Here is a 17793-nt window from a genome sequence, read left to right as displayed (position 1 = left end):
TTGTTTGCTGTTTATGTAAATTGTTGTTTCAGGGACCTTGTTCAGCCTGATTTTACACCTAAAACTTCAATTCAATGTTAAAATTCGATAAAATAAATCACTTTCGTTTGGCCTGTTTTAATCTTAATGTATTTTTTGTTGAAAATTTATTTTATAAGTTTGGTTTATGGCGAAAAGTAAATTCGAGCAATCTTTAATAGATGGTGCTCATCAACTGCTTCAAGGTTTAATTGGTAAATGGAGCGGTACTACCAAAACCTGGTTCGAAAAAGATGTGCTGGCAGATGAATCTCCAGCTGAAGCAAAAATCACTTCAATTTTGGGTAACCGTTTTATTTCTATTGATTACCAGGGAAGTTTGGAAGGAAAAGCTTTTGAAGGCAAAATGATTGTCGGTTTCGATATTCCTTACCAAAGATTTACGACAAGCTGGGTTGATAGCTTCCATATGGGTACACAGATTATGCTTTCGAGCGGTGAGGCTACAGTAAATGGTTTTTCGGTTTTTGGTGAATATGGCAGTCCGGAATATGGCGAGCAGCTTTGGGGCTGGAGAACAGTGCTTGAAATAATTAACGAAAATGAAATCGTATTAACGGCTTATAATGTTTCGCCAGAAGGGGAAGAAGCAAAAGCTACCGAAACGGTTTATAGAAGGAAATAAATTTAAACCTATCAGGTTTTTAAAACCTGGTAGGTTTTGAATCTAGAATAAAGAAGGCGAAGCCTGGTTGGCCATTACCGGAATCTTTAAATCTGTTCCTACTGCTTTATTCAGCTTGTTTGTAAAATAGGCGGAAAATAATGGAGAAGATAGCTCAACATTTTGATGGACAAAGAAATATAAGTTTTGCAAGCCCTGTTCTTTCCAGCTTACAATTCTTTCAATCCAATCGTCTAAGCGTTTTTTATCTATGTCATCATCATTGGCGCCTACGAAACGTACAAAAGCCGTTGGAGAAGTTAAACGCATGTGCAGCATGTCTCTTCTGCCAGCAGTATCAACAATAATATTGGCCACACCATTTTCCTGAAATAGTTGTGCAAATTCATTGGCGATGGCCGGATTTGAAAACCATTCGCCATTTCTCACTTCAACACCCAAAGGAATTACTTTTGGGAATTCGTTGATTACTATTTTTAATCTTTCGAAATCTTTAGGTTTAAAGTTATCGTGCAATTGAAGAAAAGCCATTCCTAATTTATCTTCAAAATTACTGATGGCATCGCAATATTGCTCTACAGGTTCTTTAACGTTAATTAATCTTTTAAAGTGACTGATGGTATTGGTGAGTTTAGGGAAAAATTTAAAATCTGCAGGCGTTTTTTGCGTCCAGGTGATTACCTGTTCACGGCTTGGCATGCCATAAAAAGTTGCATTCAATTCGATCGAATTAAACTGGGTAGCATAATAGGTTAATTCATCCTTGGTTCCTTTCGGATAAAAACCTTTGAGATCTGTTTTATTCCATTTAGCACAACCCACGTAAGCCTGAAAGGATTGTTTAGGTTTATTTGCTGCTAAAACCGCTGCTGTTTCAGGAGCATCAGCAGGAAGGGTATAATCTATAATGGTTGGATCTTCTACTTGGCCGAATTTCATTGTAATATGGATTTGTTTAACCGCTAAGTTAATAAAGAAAATTGTAAAGGATTCCGTATAAGCGGTCGTCACCCTGAATTTATTTCAGGGTCTATTCCACAAGAAAGATGCTGGCCACGATTAGCTATTAGGCCTTTAACCCAATAAAAACTACTAATAAAATAGATTTAGCATGACGTTTGCTTAGTTTAGCACTAGAAATAAGCTTCTCCTAAGAGATTAAAAACATAAAAAGCGCCAAGTATTAACCTGGCGCTCTTTGCGAAAAACTTTATGTTCTTTGCGGTTAGACCTAGTAACCCAGAATCTTCAACACCTGCTTACTATTCTGTTCTTCTCCAAAAACCTCAAAATTGAAACTTTCATCACGGTTTCTGCGGATTAGCACATGTTTAGGGCTTGGCAATAAACAGTGGTGGATACCACCATAACCACTCAATACCTCTTGGTAAGCGCCCGTATGGAAGAAACCTAGATATTGTACCTTACGCGTTTTTGGCATAAATACACTGTTCATGTGTGCTTCCTGATTGTAATAATCCTGCCCATCGCAGGTAATTCCACCTAAGTTAACCCGCTCATATTCAGCATCCCAATTGTTGATTGGCAATAAAATGTATTTTTGATTTAATGCCCAAACATCAGGTAAATTGGTAATAAAAGAACCATCCAGCATCAACCAGCGCTCACGGTCGTTCTGTTGTTTACGGCCCAGTACTTTATAAAGGATACCAGAAGCCTCAGCAACCGTATATTTACCAAATTCAGTAATAATGTCTGGTTCCATTACATCATGGATGGCGCAGATTTCTTTGATCCTTTTTACAATTTCGTTTACCATGTATTCGTAATCGAAATCGAACACCAGTGAATCTTTAAATGGCATACCGCCCCCAATATCAAGGGTATCCAAATCAGGATTGATTTTTTTGAACTTGCAATAAAGTGTCACATATTTCTCTAACTCGTTCCAGTAATATGGCGAATCGGTAATACCCGAGTTAATAAAAAAGTGCAATAATTTAACCCTGAAATTAGGATTGTGAACGATTTTATTGTTGTAAAAATCAATAATATCTTCCATACGTACGCCTAAACGCGAAGTATAGAACTGCGAATCTGGCTGCTCTTCAGCAGCAATACGGATACCTAAGTTACAAGGGGTATCGATATCAACCTCATCATCAAAAAGATTAAACTCTTCCTTGTTATCTAAAACAGGGATAATATTGGTATAACCATCGTGCAACATATCAATGATATATTGTTTGTACTGGTAGGTTTTAAATCCGTTACAGATGATGGTAGTATCTTTGGTTAACACCCCTTTTTTCTCCAACGCATCAACCATTGGCATATCAAAAGCCGAAGAAGTTTCCAGGTGGATGTTATTTTTTAAAGCTTCTTCTACAATATGCTTAAAATGCGAGCTTTTTGTACAGTAGCAATATTTATAATCGCCACGATAATTGTTCTTTAAAATAGCGGTTTGGAAAAGAATCTTCGCCTGCTGAATCTTCTTACTTACCATAGGTAAATACGTGAAACGTAGGGGAGTACCGTAAGTTTCGATCATTTCCATCAGGTTTAAATCCTGAAAATATAATTCATCATCTATTACATCGAAACCCTCCTGAGGGAAACCAACACTTAGATCAAGAAATTCTGAGTAACTCTGCATTTACTTTTAAATAATTTTTGCAAAAATGTAATTTTAAATCGAGAATTAAACGGTATTGAAAATATTTTTACTGTAAGGAAACGCTTAGCCTAACTACAAAAAATGCCGACAAATTGTTTTCGATAGAAAGTGAATAGATCTGTTTTGTTAATAGGCTGAAAAACAGGTGATAATATATTTTATGTTTTAATATTTGGAAAGCAGGTTCCTGTTTTTATAGGGTGAGGTTGGCCCTGCTCTCCACTTTACTCGTTGCACTCGTGTTCGTTCCGATCAGGTTTATTGATTTTGGACAGTACATCTATTTGCGGCTTAATAGCGAATGCCTAATCAATCATCAAATGACGTTTTATCCTTTGCGCAGGTATTTGGTTAAAATAACAATGGTTTGCCCCTCTACTTTACCCTCAATCTGTTCGGTATTATCATGAACTAATCGGATATTTTTAACTACAGTACCCAATTTAGCGCTCAATGTTGAGCCTTTAACATCCAGTGTTTTAACCAAAACAACGGTATCGCCTTCAAATAAACGGGTACCATTACTGTCCTGGTGAAATTCAACAGTACCATCCTGTTCATGGTCGCCGGTTTTTTTAGCCCATTCCAACGTTTCATCATCCAGGTATAAAATATCCAGACTATCTGCCGCCCAGCCTTCGTTTCTTAATCTGCTCAACATTCTCCAGGCAACAACCTGTACCGGGGCAAATTCCGACCACATGGTTTCTGTTAATATTTTCCAGTGGTTAGGGGCAAGCTGTTCCGTTTTTTCAATCTGATCTAAGCAGGTTTTACAAACTAAAATACTGTTATCGCTATTGGCATTGCTGGTTGGGGCACTTCGTATACCGATAAGCCAGTTTCAGCGGTGCACAATTCGCATTTATTTCCCGAGCGGGTTTGTAACTCTTGTAGTAAAGACATATTAATATTGGATTTTTGGCGAAAATAATAAAACTAATCCGAATCGCGCGGATCGGCATTTCTACTGAAGTGTTCCAAGGGAACTCCTTTGGAGGAGAAAACCTTTTAAATTTTGGTTTGATAGAAAGGGAATGTTTACTGATCATTTGGAAAGCAGGTTGCTGTTTTATCGGTTTCAGTAGCCCTGCTCTTCATTTTACTTCGTTGCACTCGTGTTCATTCCGATCAGGTTTATACAGTTAGGGGAGTGCTGCTATTTAAGGTTGAATAGCGAGTGTACATTTGTCAGATGGGTTTTTCGTGCGCTCCGAGCTTCCGTGGCAAAAATACAATGGTTCGTGGAGACACCAACCAATAAAACTATTAACCTTTTATAATTCCTTTGTTTTGCTCCACATCCTTTTTAAACTTTTCTATCCATTCTTTTAAGCTTAAAGCTGTTACCTCTTTATCGTCATCATATACGATCCAGGCATTTGCATCTGTAGAAAGCTTAATCAATGTGGAGATATCATCTTCGGTAATGTAGGACTGTCCATATTTCCTTTCACCATTTATTACCGCATTCCATAGGGCATATTCTAAATTCTGCATCCAACCTGCGGAATAACAATATTCTGAAATTTCACTCATAAATGTTGCTAAACGCAATTCTTTTTCTGTTAAATCTGATTCCATTAAAATAGATATGCAATCTGTTATTCTTTAACCGGCAAATGTATCTCAGCTAACATACACCTTGCACTGCCACCACCGTTTTTTTCGATCGTGTAAAGCGGTGCATAAACGATTCTGCTATATTGTTCTAATGCAGCAATCTGTTCAGCAGTTAATGATAAGTAAGCCTGTTCTGACATGACCAGTAAACTTTCGTTTTCTGCATTGCTTACCTGTAACATGTTGCCAGCGAATTTATTCATCTGCTCCAGGCTAATTTCAATGATTTCTTTTCCAGTGCCTTTTAAACTTATGGTTACATTTAATTTCTCTTCAGGATTTTTAATCGAATCCAGGCAGATTACCGCAAAACGGTCGCCAATGCACATCATTACATTGGTATGGTAAATCGGGAAATTTGATTCATCAACTGCCTGAAAGGCCACGGGTTCATATCCGGTAAGCATGCAGAAATTGTTTAGCACTTCTTCATCGGTGCGTACACTTAAGCAGGCGTAAGCAATTTTGTTGGTGCGATCTAATACCATGCTTCCAGTGCCCTCTAAAAACGCATGTTGATGTTCGTAAAAGCTTAAATCGCTGATGTGGTTAACTTCGAATTTTTCTTTTAAATCTTCCAGTATTTCTTTTCTGCGTTCTAACCTGCGGTTTTCAGAAAACATCGGATAAAGATATACTGAGCCATCCTCGTGGAAAGAAACCCAATTGTTCGGAAAAATGGAATCAGGCGTTTCTGGCTGTAAAGTATCGTCTACTACCGTTACATCAACCTTGTTTTTCCGTAGTAAATCAGCAAAGGCGTCAAACTCTTTTAGGGCTGCTGATTGTACGTTGGTTTCGGTAGTTGCAACTTGAAATTTGTTATTTCCGGCCGTTTGCTCATTGAATTTAAAATCAACAGGTCGGATCATGAGGATGTGGTTGGTAGTCTGCATTTTTCTTTCTCTTATTCGTCATGCTGAATTCATTATAGGATCTCTCAGATGAGATGCTGAAATAAATTCAGCATGACGTTATCATATCTATAAATTATCTCTTAAAACAGGCAAACTCATACAATGGAAACCACCACGGGCACGCGATAACTCTGCTGATGGCATTAAAATCAAAGTATCGGTTATGGTTTCTGCATTTACTTTGCCACTTTCTAAATCCTCAATCAAATCTTTTACATCCACCACATCAAAGCCTGCTGTTTTAAAAGCTTCAACAGTTTTATCGTTTCTGTCATAACCTAAAACCACGCCTTCTTTAATGGCCAAAAGGTTACATGAATCTGTCCATTGCTCTCTCGAATCGTAAGGGAACTGGTTATTTCCACTGTAGATAATTTTGGTCGGTTCGGTGCTTTTTAAATCGTTCTGGCTAATATCATTTAACAAAGCTTCTACATGTTCGAAATGTTTCGGTTCGCTAGGGTTGGCTTTTGTAAACTGGATAGCTGTGGTTGCTTCAAGCTTTTCTGGTTCTTTTAAAAAGTTGATCGGCTCGTAGGGATTATATTTTGGTGAATGGGCAATCGAATTTAAAATTACCCAGGTATTGCGTTTAACCTGTGTAAAAACAGTATCAAGGTGCATGTAATCGCGTTTGCTCGGTATTTTTACCACGGTTACCTTTTCTACCACATCCTGATCGAACAATAATTTAATGGCTTCGTTGGCACCATGTTCCGATGTCCTTTCGCTACAACCAATCAATACGTGGTTGGGGCTCACCATCATCACATCACCACCTTCTAAAGTAGTGCTAAATGCAGGCTCATCACCTGGCCTTAAAAAGTGCATGGTTACATCTGGAATCTCGAGAATATTATCACGGTAGCCTTCAAACAAAGGGTGGTTAAAGAAAATATAACGCATTAAAAGCGTTTCCCGCACACGGGCTTTTTTTGCCGGTTTGTTTAATAAAATGTGGTTGTTAATGGTTGTGCCTACATCCCTGGTGAAAATTAAATTGGGGATGGGCGCAAAAATCATTGTATCGTTGGCCAATGTACCGGAGATAAAAATCTCGGCCAGCTGTTTCGGATCAGTATTGCTTAATTCTAACTGAACTTTATAAGTACAGCCTTCAATCGCACAAACGGCAGCAACCAGTTTTTTCCGGATAGATTCGTTCTCCAGCATTTCACTTAACAGGTTCTGAATCTCGATTACCGATTTAGAATTATGAAAATCGGGTGGTTGGGTTTGTAAAAATTACGGTTAGCTGCTTCTGAATCTATTTCGGCCAGTTTTCCTTTAATCTTATCAGGATCAAGAAAATACATCAACAGTTTAATATAATAATCGTATTCGCCTTTACGGATGGTATCTAAATGTACAATATCTTCGAAAAGCCAATCTTGTGCCTTAGAGGGTACTACTTTGCCTAATCCACTATCAGGACTATGTATCAATAATTTACGCAATCTGCCGATTTCGGTGTTTACGCTCACTTTAAAATTTGGGTTCTGCTCGCTCATAAAAAAGTTAGTTATTGCAAATCTATTAGAAAAATTCAGATATGAGAATTGAGAGGATAGATTTGAGATAGACTAATACGTAGATAGGTTTATTTATTGCACAGAACCAACTTAATAAACCTTATTGAAGCGACAGCTCCCGATTCCTTCAATCGGGACTATAGCGAAAAGAAGGACTATCGGAACCGATGTGCACTATAGCAGCTTTCCAAACCTTTAAAAGCTCGAAAACCTTCCATCTTAAACCTTTCACCTTCCACCTTTTTTGCATATTTTTGGCCCATGAATTTTATTATTGCCGAAACACAGAAAGCCATTTTTGAACTTTATAAAGAAGAAATAGCTGAGGGTGTAATCAACATACAAGAAACACGTAAAGAATTTGAAGGACAGGCAACCATTGTTGTTTTTCCGATTACCAAAATTTCGAAGAAATCGCCGGAGCAAACGGCCACTGAAATTGGTGAGTATTTGGTTGCTAACGTAGCAGATATTACCAAATTTAATGTGGTTAAAGGCTTTTTAAACTTAAGCATTGCCGAAAGTTATTTCTTAAAACAGTTTAATGAGGAAATTTTATCGCCTGATTTTGGTGTGTATGCACCGAACGGTAAAAAGGTAATGGTAGAGTATTCTTCGCCAAATACCAATAAACCGCTTCACCTGGGGCACGTGCGTAATAACCTGTTGGGTTACTCGGTTTCCGAACTGCTTAAAGCTTACGGTTACGATGTGGTGAAGGTAAACCTGGTTAACGACCGTGGTATACACATCTGTAAATCAATGCTGGCCTGGCAAAAATGGGGCAATGGCGAAACACCGGAAAGTACAGGTGAAAAGGGTGACCATTTGGTTGGAAGATACTATGTCATATTTGATAAAGAGTACAAAAAAGAGATTGATGTTTTAAAGGCGGAAGGACAAACAGAAGAAGAAGCCAAGAAAAATGCACCATTAATTAAAGAAGCGCAGCAAATGCTTTTGAAATGGGAGCAAGGGGATGAAGAAGTGTTTTCGCTCTGGAAAACGATGAACGAGTGGGTTTATGCGGGTTTTAATATTACGTATAAAAACCTTGGGGTCGATTTTGATAAATTCTATTACGAAAGCAATACTTACCTGCTGGGAAAAGATACCGTTGAGGAAGGTTTAGCCAAAGGCGTTTTCTTTAAAAAGGAAGATGGTTCGGTATGGATTGATTTAACTGCCGATGGTTTAGACCAGAAACTGGTTTTACGTGCTGATGGAACTTCGGTTTACATTACACAGGATTTAGGCACTGCTGAGATGAAACACGACGATTTCAACATGGATGAGTCGATTTATGTGGTAGGAAATGAACAGGATTACCATTTTAAGGTTTTGTTCCTGATTTTAGAAAAACTGGGCAAAAGCTGGGCAAAAGGTTTATATCATTTATCGTATGGTATGGTCGATCTGCCAAACGGTAAGATGAAAAGCCGCGAAGGAACCATTGTAGATGCTGACGAGTTGATTGAAAGCATGGTAACCACCGCCCGCGAAAAAACAGAAGAATTGGGTAAAACCAACGATTTTAGTGAAGCAGACAAGGAAGAACTGTATAAAAATATAGGTCTGGGTGCCTTGAAATATTTTCTTTTAAAGGTTGAGCCTAAAAAACGTTTATTGTTCAATCCTGCCGAAAGTATCGATTTTCAAGGGAATACTGGTCCATTTATCCAATATACGCATGCAAGGATTAAATCATTGTTGAGTAAATCGGATTATCAGTTTGCAATTGGCAGTGAACAATTTTCAGGAATATCGGATGTAGAATTGGAAATGATTCTTCAACTGGCAAAATACCCTGCGGAGATTGCTATTGCCGCTAAGGCCTACAGTCCGGCGAGTTTGGCCAACTATTTATACGAACTGGCTAAGCTGTTCAACAAGTTTTATCATGAAGTACCGCCAATTGTAAAAACAGAAGAAGGTGAAGTAAAACAGTTCCGTTTAAACCTGAGTAAAAAAACTGCTGATGTAATTCAAGCCGGAATGTTGATTCTGGGGATTACCTCTCCGGAAAGAATGTAGGATAGGAAATAGATGATGCAGTTTTACGAGCAATATGGCAACTGAACTTATTTTACTTTGTTTGGTGGCTTTTGCGGCCGGATTTATAGATGCTATTGTAGGTGGCGGTGGTTTATTACAAACACCCGCCATTTTACTTATTTTGCCGCATTATCCTGTGGCCACCCTTTTAGGGACTACCAAAATCCCATCAATGGCAGGTACAACGCTGGCCGCTTTCAAATATTCGAAACAGGTTCGTTTTAATTATAAGGTGCTTGCTGCCTGTGTGCTTACGGCATTTTTAGCGGCGCTTTTAGGCGCGTTTTTGGTGAGTAGGATCGATAATTCGGTTATTAAGCCTGTAATTCTTGTTGTGCTCATTTTAGTTGCGCTTTATACCTATTTTAACAAACAATTTGGTATCCACCAAGAGAAAGACCATTCGATCAAAAAACAGGTTTTAATGGCTGCTTTATTTGGCATATTGATTGGTTTTTATGATGGTTTAATTGGCCCCGGAACGGGATCTTTTTTGATTTTGGTTTTTATTGCTGTACTGGGCTTCGATTTTATTGGTGCCAGTGCGCACGCCAAAATTGTAAACATGGCTACTAATCTGGCCGCTATTATCTATTTCAGTTCTACCGGGCATATCTTATTTCAATATGCCATCCCAATGGCGCTGTTTAACCTCACCGGTGCTTTTTTCGGTACAAAACTGGCCTTGCTTAAAGGGAATAAATTTGTACGTGTATTTTTTCTGATCGTTGTTTTCGGAACAATTTTGAGATTTGCTTATGATATTTTGAAAGTGCATGTTGTATAAAAAGAAAAAACTAACAGCCTTTAATTATAATTTTTTACCTTAAATTTTAGCATAATTTTCCAGTCGGGGATTTAACAGAAAGTATTACCTAAAGATCAAGAGTAGCACTATTGCACCGTTCAAAAATAGCAGTTCCAAAGGCAGTGATTTTTTTCCCTTAACTTCAAAATTTAATGTTGGTGAGGTAAGACGGTGAGATAGATTTTTTAGAATCATCAAAGCAAGATGCCAGTAAATAACAGCATTTTAATATATCGGTAGGCTTAGCGCTAAGTTCATCGTTTTGGATTCATTTTTTTTTATAATTTTACTGGCTATGAGCAACCCGCATAATCACACTGATGAGGAACTGATCGTAATGTTGAGGGAGGACGAGGGGGTTGCTTTCAAGAAAATTTATACTAAGTATTGGTATGAGTTGTATGTAATGACCAATAAAAGGTTAAGATCTAAAGAAGCTGCGGAAGAGCTTATCCAGAATTTCTTCACCACATTTTGGATCAATCGCGAAAAAATAAATATCAAGGGATCTTTAAAGGCCTATCTTCATACTGCAATCCGCTATTCTATTATTGATTATATGGCTAAGGAGGCCACCAGGAATAATTACCTGGAACTGCTTTCATTTAGTTATCAGGAGGCAACGAATACCACTGAAGAAACCATATTTATAAAAGAGCTAGAAAACGGAATTAACGGCGTGATTTCGAAGTTACCTGCTAAATGCAGAAAGGTGTTCGAGCTTAGCAGGAAAGAACACAAATCTAATAAAGAAATTGCTGAACTACTAGGCTTGTCTGAAAAGACCGTAGAAAACCATATTACCAATGCGTTAAAGTACTTTAGGGTACATTATAAGGTAATTTTGATCGCTTCTGGTTTTGCCTGGTTACTTCGTTAAAATCACAATCTTCCCTGAGGATCTATCATAAGCAAAATTTCACATCTAACTCAAAACTGAGTTCAGGGTGACGATATTCTGGAGAGAGATCCCAAACGGATTTAGCTTTGGTGAGCTTTGGGGTTTTCAACTTATGGTACCGCCCTATTTTAATTTTTTTATTTTTTTTGGGGGCTAGGGGCAGGCTACCCGACTATACTATTAACGAACCAAATATAACTACACATCAACATGAGCAGATCAATAGCCGTTTCCTTACTTAAAAAATATCTTTCTGGTGATTGTACTGTTAACGAGATCGAACAGGTAGATCAATGGTTCGATAGTATGGATGCGGTACCTGAAGATCTTATTGGCCTTTCCGATGACCAGCGCAGGCTCGTGGAAGATAAAATTTTTGAGCGTATCCTGCTCAATATCGAAACTAAAGGGCAACAAAAAATAATACCAATCCCTAAAAAATCAATACGTGTAAGTACAGTGTTATGGGCGGCAGCATCATTCATTCTGGTGCTGGGTGCAGTGCTGATCTGGAGATATCATCCGGAGCTACACCTGCAAAATCAAACTGCAAAATTACATCAATCGGTTCATATAAAACCAGGTGGCAATAGGGCGGTTTTAACATTAGGCGATGGATCGTCTGTTGTGTTAACCGAAGCCAAAATAGGTGCATTGGCTGATCAGCAGAATGTGAGTGTGGTAAAAACAGCCGAAGGCGAACTCAGTTATGAAATGCATAACGGATCTGCCTCTGCTAAAATAAGTTATAACAAGATTACCACACCACTTGGCGGAAAATACAGCGTTGTTTTGCCTGATGGAAGTAAAGCCTGGCTAAACGCGAAATCGAGTTTACGGTTTCCAACTGCTTTTACCGGTGCTGAAAGAGTTGTACAGATGACGGGTGAGGTATATTTCGAAGTGGCCAAGAACCCCAAGCAGCCCTTTAAGGTACAATCTGGTGAAACGGAAATAAAGGTATTGGGTACGCATTTTAATGTAATGGCTTATGGCGATGAGGCGGAGCAGAAAACAACCTTAATTGAAGGCAGTATCCATTTATCATCCGGTAAATTTTCACAGCTATTGAAACCAGGGCAACAGGCCCTGATAGATCCGTATGGAATAAAGGTGAATAACAATTATGATTTGGAAGCTGTAATGGCCTGGAGGAACGACCTTTTTATCTTCAAAGATATGGAGATTAAAGAAATTGCCAGGCAGTTGGCCCGATGGTATGATATTCAGGTTGTATTTAGAGGCACGCCTTCTAAAATATCTTATACAGGAACCATATCTAAAGACGTAGAACTTTCAGAGTTGTTAAGTATGCTTCAATTTACGGGATTAAAATATGAATTGAACGGGCATCAGCTTACCATAATCGATTAAAGAGACCTACTGATAGAAAATAAATTTTAACCAAATAAATATTTTAACATGAGAAACTACTACAACACTGCATAATGTAAATGGGTGACCATGCTTTTCAAGAAAAAACCGGATCGTGTTCGCAGCACATCCGGTTATGTAAAGGTTACTTACAATCCGATTTAGACAACATTATAATTTAACCAAAACTCCATAAAGATATGAATTTATTTTTTAGGATCAGGCAGGTATTGCGCCGTGATTCTTACCAAATCTTATTAACAATGAGACTCGTAGTGCTTTTTTTTACGCTTACCCTGATGCAGGTTAGCGCTAGCAGCTTCAGTCAGAATCTAACGCTTAAACAGAACAATTCTGACATCATTTCCATCTTAAAGCAAATAGAAAAACAGAGTGGTTACCACTTGCTTTTCAGGCGTGCCGATATAGATGATAAATATAAAATAAACCTTAATGTAACCGACATGCCCATTGAGCAGGTAATGGGCACAGTTTTGAAAAATACCAACCTTGATTTCAAAATCATCAAAAAAACCATTATCCTTAAAAAGAATGCCTATTCGCCATTTACAACCATCTCCGTTAAGGATATGGAGATTTCTGGTACAGTAAGCGATGAAAAAGGAGTAACGCTTCCAGGGGTAGTTGTTAATGTAAAGGGTACCAAACAATCAACGGTAACCGATATTAATGGTAAATTTAAGATTTCGCTGCCTGCCGGATCAACCACTCTTGTATTTTCTTTTGTTGGAATGGAGCCCCAGGAAATTAGTCCTGGCAGCAAAAGTATACTGAATGTGATACTTAAGGCACAAACCACAGCACTTTCTGATGTGGTGGTAATTGGTTACGGCACGCAAAAACGTACAGATCTTAATGGAGCTGTTGCATCTGTAAAAGCGGCCGATATTGCCAATGTACCTCAAACCAGTATCGACCAGATGCTGCAGGGCAGGGCTTCAGGACTTACGATTTCGCAAAACTCTGGCGCACCCGGTAGCAATACATCTGTGCGTGTACGTGGCGTAACTTCTTTAAGCGGTAGTAATGAGCCTTTATATGTGATAGATGGGGTGCCAATTTCAGGCGATGCGGGCAATCAGAGTACCAGTGGAAGATCTCCTTTACAGGCCTCATCTTCCAATGCCAATTCGCAGACTACTGTAAGTCCGTTATCATTGATCAATCCAAATGACATTGAGTCGATCGATGTACTAAAAGATGCATCTGCAACAGCAATATACGGAAACCGGGCTTCAAACGGGGTAATTATCATCACTACCAAAAGAGGGAGGAGCGGTAATTCTTCTATAAATTATGATGGTTATTACGGTTTCCAGCGTGTGGCAAAGTATATGGATGTAATGAATCTTCGCCAGTATGCTGTACTCCAAAACTCATTGGGCGATATTTACGGCACCGGAAGAAGGGTCGAATTTGCAGATCCTTCTGTGTTGGGAGAGGGTACCAACTGGCAAAAAGAAATATTTAAAACTGCGCCACAGCAGAGCCATCAGGTAGCTGTTTCTGGAGGTAAAGAGGGATTAAACTACTACATTTCTGGTGGATATCTAGGTCAGGACGGTACCGTTATCGGTTCCGATTTTCGCCGCTATAGCCTTAGGGTAAATGCTGATGCCCAAGTGAAAGAATGGTTTAAACTTGGAATTACCTTAACCGGAAGCCGATCTGCAGAAAATGTAGTGACCAGTGATAATAACGGGATTATTTATAATGCTTTACTACAGGCACCTGATTTAGCCGTAACCAACCTTGATGGTTCGTATACAGGTCCTCCTGTTTCAGATCCGCTTGCTGCCGCCGCGGCATTAAATCCGGTAGCCCAGGCCCAGCAGATCAAAAATAGATTGAACAGGAGTAACATTAACACCAATATTTATAACGAAATTAAGTTCATCAAATCGTTATCACTAAGATCGGAACTTGGAGGTGATTTTAATTTCTCTGATAATAATGTGTTTACGCCCAGCTATTCATGGGGCCGTTTTACCAATCCTACTGCTTCTTTAAAAGAAAGGTATCAGCAAAGTACATTTTTGATCTGGAAAGAATATCTTAATTATAACCAGACTTTTGGTCAAAAGCATAACCTGAGTGCCATTTTGGGTTACGAGGTTCAACAATCGAACTGGAGGGGGATTGAAGGAACACGTCAGGGATTTTATAGTAACGACGTACAGTCATTAAATTTAGGGCAGGCCATAACTGCTACCAACGATGAATACATTGGTACACAACGCCAGGAATCAATCTATGCCCGTGCCATTTATACCTACAACTCCAGATATAGCCTTACTTCTACCATCAGGAGAGATAAAACTTCTAAGTTCGCCGAAGGTGCTCAGACAGGTTATTTCCCGTCATTTGCGGCTTCATGGAAATTGTCTGAAGAATCATTTATGAAGGGGATCAATAAGGTTGTGAGCGGGCTTAAGATCCGTTTGGGTTATGGAGAAGTGGGCAATCAGGATGTTCCCAATTATTTATACAGCTCTTTGTTAAGATCTTCACAAACAGGTTTAGGTACTGGTTTTCTTGCCGGGCGGATTGATAATAAATCATTAAAATGGCAAACCTCTATCCAGTACAATGGTGGGGTTGACATGAGCTTTCTAAACGGTAAGATTAACGCGAGCATAGATGTTTACAAGAAAACATCAAAAGATTTCTTATTTCAGCTTACCCTTCCTGCCTATTTGGTTGGTGGTCCAGATTATTTGGGCGGTATTAACCCTCCTTACGTAAATCTTGGAAAGATTGATAACGTAGGTTTTGATTTGAACATTAACTCGCACAATATTGATAAGGCCGATTTTAAGTGGAATACCAGTCTGGTACTATCTCATTATAATAATGAAGTTAAAGCGCTTGGTAATGGCCTTACCGAACTTTTCGGAACAATAACCAACGCTTACCTGCAAACCCCGGTTACCCGTACAGTAGTAGGCAGATCGGTAGGTGAATTTTATGGTTATAAAGTAAAGGGGATATTTAAAACACAAGAGCAGCTTCAATCAGCTCCGGTTCAATTTGGTCGTGGTATTGCCAACAACAGCAACAGTACCTGGCTGGGCGATGTGCAATATGAAGATGTTAATGGTGATGGGGTAATTAATGAGAAAGACCGTACGGCGATCGGAAATCCAAATCCTAAATTCACGTATGGCATTACCAATACTTTTAGTTATAAAGCTTTTGATTTTACCTTGTTTCTGAACGGATCTTATGGTTCCAAAATCATGAACCTGTTAAACAACACCATGGGTAACCTGGCAGCTGTGTATCAAAATCAATATGCGGCATATAGTAATTTTTGGTCGCCGCAGAATCCTGATTCCAATATTCCTGCACCTAAAATCGGTATTGATAATCCCAATCTGTTCGTGTCTGACCGTTATGTAGAAAGCGGATCTTTTTTACGCATACAGAATGTTAGTCTGGGTTACAAGGTACCTGCTTCGTGGATCAGGAAATTTAAATTCTCTAATTTAAAAGTGTACTCAAGTGTACAAAACCTGTACACCTTTACAAAATACAAGGGCTACGATCCGGAAATCGGAGCGATGAACCAGAGTGCCATTTTAAATAATATCGACCTGGGTAGATATCCAATTGCCAGGACCATCACTTTTGGAATAAATGCACAATTTTAGTGACCTACAATTATTGAACAAAATGAAATCATATTTAATATACAGCTTTATTTTTATAGCCATTGTTAGCGCTGGCTGTAAAAAAGACTTTTTTAATATTCCTCCACAGGATGCACTCAGTGCCGATAATTTTTACCAGAACACCGAGCAGGTTCAGGCCAGTACCATTGCCCTGTACAACTCTCCGTGGTTCGATTGGAATGCCAAAGCTTCATGGTGTATTTCAGAATTGCTAAGCGGTAATGCACACACTTATTCTCCGGATGTGATCAATTTTGGGAATTTTTCTGTAACAGGAGATAATACCCAATTGGCATCAGCCTGGAATTCGCTATACAGTGTAATTGCTCAATCTAATGCGCTAATTAATAACCTGAAAGCAAAAGTGCCAGCGAGCGTGCCGGCGCCAGTAGTTAATAATGCAATTGGCGAAGCCAGATTTATGCGGGCAATGGCCTATTTTTATTTGGTAAGAACATGGGGAAACGTGCCGATTATCGAAAATAGCCTGGATTATGTGAGCAATTATCAGATTAATACCAATCCGGTAACTGATGTTTATAAGTTCATGATCAATGATCTCAAGTTTGCCGAACAAAATTGTGATAAAATGATCAGAACGGGTTCTGTTTCTCAGGGTAAAGTATCCAGCGGATCTGCGTCTGCATTATTGTCTAAGGTTTATTTGTACATGCGCGACTATTCTAACGCCAGGTTAAAAGCAGAACAGGTAATCAACAGTGGCGAATTTAAATTGTATGGAATAGATATTTCGGGCAAAACTTATGCTGACTTGTTTAAAACGGCCAATAATAATAACGAAGAGAGTGTTGCAGCCATTCAATGGTTGGGTGGATCTTCCTATGGCCATGGTAATGCACTGCAATCTTTTCTTGCATTTAACTCCGAAATTACGGGTACTGGCGACGGTTATGGAAGCGTTACACCCTCTATCGATTTGCTCACCGCTTTTGAGCCCGGCGATTTAAGGAGAAAGCCAACGGTGATGATGCAGGGCGATGTTTATCCTGAAATTAACCAGGCTAAAGGTGGTTACACTTTGCCTGCCGGAGCGGTGGCCCAGGGGATGCCGGCTTTTATTAAAAAATATGTAGTAGGCACACCAGCAGATAATGGGGGTAAAGGTGCCGCATTTTCGACAGCAAACAATACGTATTTAATGCGTTATGCCGATGTATTGTTAATCGAAGCAGAGGCAGTTCTTGCTGGTGCAGACCGTACTTCTGATGATGCTGCGCTTATCCCTTTTAACAAAATCAGAAAAAGGGCAGGCCTCATCCCTAAAACCTCTATCACTATCGCAGATATTTACCAGGAACGCCGTATGGAATTCGTATTTGAGGCTGATTACTGGTTTGATCTGGGCCGGTTAGATGGTTTTAATGTTACTTCGCATCCTAAAGCAATTGCCATTATTTCCAACCAGGAAAGAGGAATTTACAGCAACACTACTCCCGTAGTAATCTGGGGACAAAAGTATACCCCAACCGATGCCAATTTCCGTTTACCTTATCCTACAACAGAAACCATTCTAAATCCTAAATTACTATTGCCTCCGGTGCCTTACAATTTTAAATAAGCTA

General features: G+C 39.0%; 14 protein-coding genes. 7 read left to right on the top strand and 7 right to left on the bottom strand.

Going from position 1 to position 17793, the window contains the following annotated elements; all coding sequences use genetic code 11:
* Window positions 1-166 precede the first annotated feature (166 nt).
* On the top strand, window positions 167-664 hold the full coding sequence (locus H9N25_RS11035; protein ID WP_167294825.1) for a DUF1579 domain-containing protein: 498 nt from the start codon (window positions 167-169) through the stop codon (window positions 662-664).
* Window positions 665-706: 42 nt separating this feature from the next.
* On the opposite strand, the gene H9N25_RS11030 is transcribed toward H9N25_RS11035, so the two are convergent.
* The 7 genes from H9N25_RS11030 to H9N25_RS24590 form a co-directional block, all read right to left on the bottom strand.
* On the bottom strand, window positions 707-1603 hold the full coding sequence (locus H9N25_RS11030; RefSeq protein ID WP_167294824.1) for a DUF72 domain-containing protein: 897 nt from the start codon (window positions 1601-1603) through the stop codon (window positions 707-709).
* A 292-nt stretch (window positions 1604-1895) separates the two neighbouring features.
* Complete coding sequence (locus H9N25_RS11025) at window positions 1896-3284, bottom strand: arginine decarboxylase (RefSeq protein ID WP_029277861.1); 1389 nt, start codon at window positions 3282-3284, stop codon at window positions 1896-1898.
* Window positions 3285-3633: 349 nt separating this feature from the next.
* Complete coding sequence (locus H9N25_RS24595) at window positions 3634-4008, bottom strand: alkylphosphonate utilization protein (RefSeq protein ID WP_223833716.1); 375 nt, start codon at window positions 4006-4008, stop codon at window positions 3634-3636.
* Between the two features lie 566 nt (window positions 4009-4574).
* Window positions 4575-4889 carry a hypothetical protein gene (locus H9N25_RS11015; RefSeq protein WP_190328933.1) on the bottom strand — a complete coding sequence of 105 codons (315 nt, stop codon included), beginning with the start codon at window positions 4887-4889 and terminating at the stop codon, window positions 4575-4577.
* Window positions 4890-4909: 20 nt separating this feature from the next.
* The gene (ctlX, locus tag H9N25_RS11010; RefSeq protein WP_190328932.1) at window positions 4910-5824 is read right to left on the bottom strand and encodes a citrulline utilization hydrolase CtlX; all 915 of its coding nucleotides are present in this window, start codon (window positions 5822-5824) and stop codon (window positions 4910-4912) included.
* A gap of 87 nt (window positions 5825-5911) precedes the next feature.
* Window positions 5912-7018 (bottom strand): arginine deiminase family protein, encoded by a 1107-nt coding sequence (locus H9N25_RS11005; RefSeq protein WP_223833715.1) that lies wholly within the window; start codon window positions 7016-7018, stop codon window positions 5912-5914.
* A gap of 26 nt (window positions 7019-7044) precedes the next feature.
* A complete protein-coding gene (locus H9N25_RS24590; protein WP_223833714.1) occupies window positions 7045-7356 on the bottom strand; it encodes a hypothetical protein in 312 nt (103 codons plus the stop codon).
* A 282-nt stretch (window positions 7357-7638) separates the two neighbouring features.
* Here H9N25_RS24590 and argS point away from each other — a divergent pair, with 282 nt between their 5' ends.
* The 6 genes from argS to H9N25_RS10975 all read left to right on the top strand — a co-directional run bounded on the left by argS (window position 7639) and on the right by H9N25_RS10975 (window position 17789).
* Window positions 7639-9411, top strand: a complete 1773-nt coding sequence (gene argS / locus H9N25_RS11000; RefSeq protein WP_190328931.1) for an arginine--tRNA ligase — start codon at window positions 7639-7641, stop codon at window positions 9409-9411.
* A gap of 34 nt (window positions 9412-9445) precedes the next feature.
* Window positions 9446-10219: a sulfite exporter TauE/SafE family protein gene (locus tag H9N25_RS10995; RefSeq protein ID WP_190328930.1), complete on the top strand. Its 774-nt coding sequence runs from the start codon at window positions 9446-9448 to the stop codon at window positions 10217-10219.
* 316 nt (window positions 10220-10535) lie between these two features.
* The gene (locus tag H9N25_RS10990; protein ID WP_190328929.1) at window positions 10536-11120 is read left to right on the top strand and encodes an RNA polymerase sigma-70 factor; all 585 of its coding nucleotides are present in this window, start codon (window positions 10536-10538) and stop codon (window positions 11118-11120) included.
* Window positions 11121-11351: 231 nt separating this feature from the next.
* Window positions 11352-12515 (top strand): FecR family protein, encoded by a 1164-nt coding sequence (locus H9N25_RS10985; protein ID WP_190328928.1) that lies wholly within the window; start codon window positions 11352-11354, stop codon window positions 12513-12515.
* Between the two features lie 200 nt (window positions 12516-12715).
* Window positions 12716-16189 carry a TonB-dependent receptor gene (locus H9N25_RS10980; RefSeq protein ID WP_223833713.1) on the top strand — a complete coding sequence of 1158 codons (3474 nt, stop codon included), beginning with the start codon at window positions 12716-12718 and terminating at the stop codon, window positions 16187-16189.
* Between the two features lie 22 nt (window positions 16190-16211).
* Entirely contained in the window at window positions 16212-17789 is a 1578-nt protein-coding gene (locus tag H9N25_RS10975; RefSeq protein ID WP_190328927.1) for a RagB/SusD family nutrient uptake outer membrane protein, read from the top strand.
* Window positions 17790-17793: the final 4 nt, after the last annotated feature.

The organism is Pedobacter riviphilus, from assembly GCF_014692875.1.
Lineage (GTDB): Bacteria > Bacteroidota > Bacteroidia > Sphingobacteriales > Sphingobacteriaceae > Pedobacter > Pedobacter riviphilus.
Note: the sequence above shows the minus strand (reverse complement) of the source record. Positions and strands in the feature narration are given on the sequence as shown.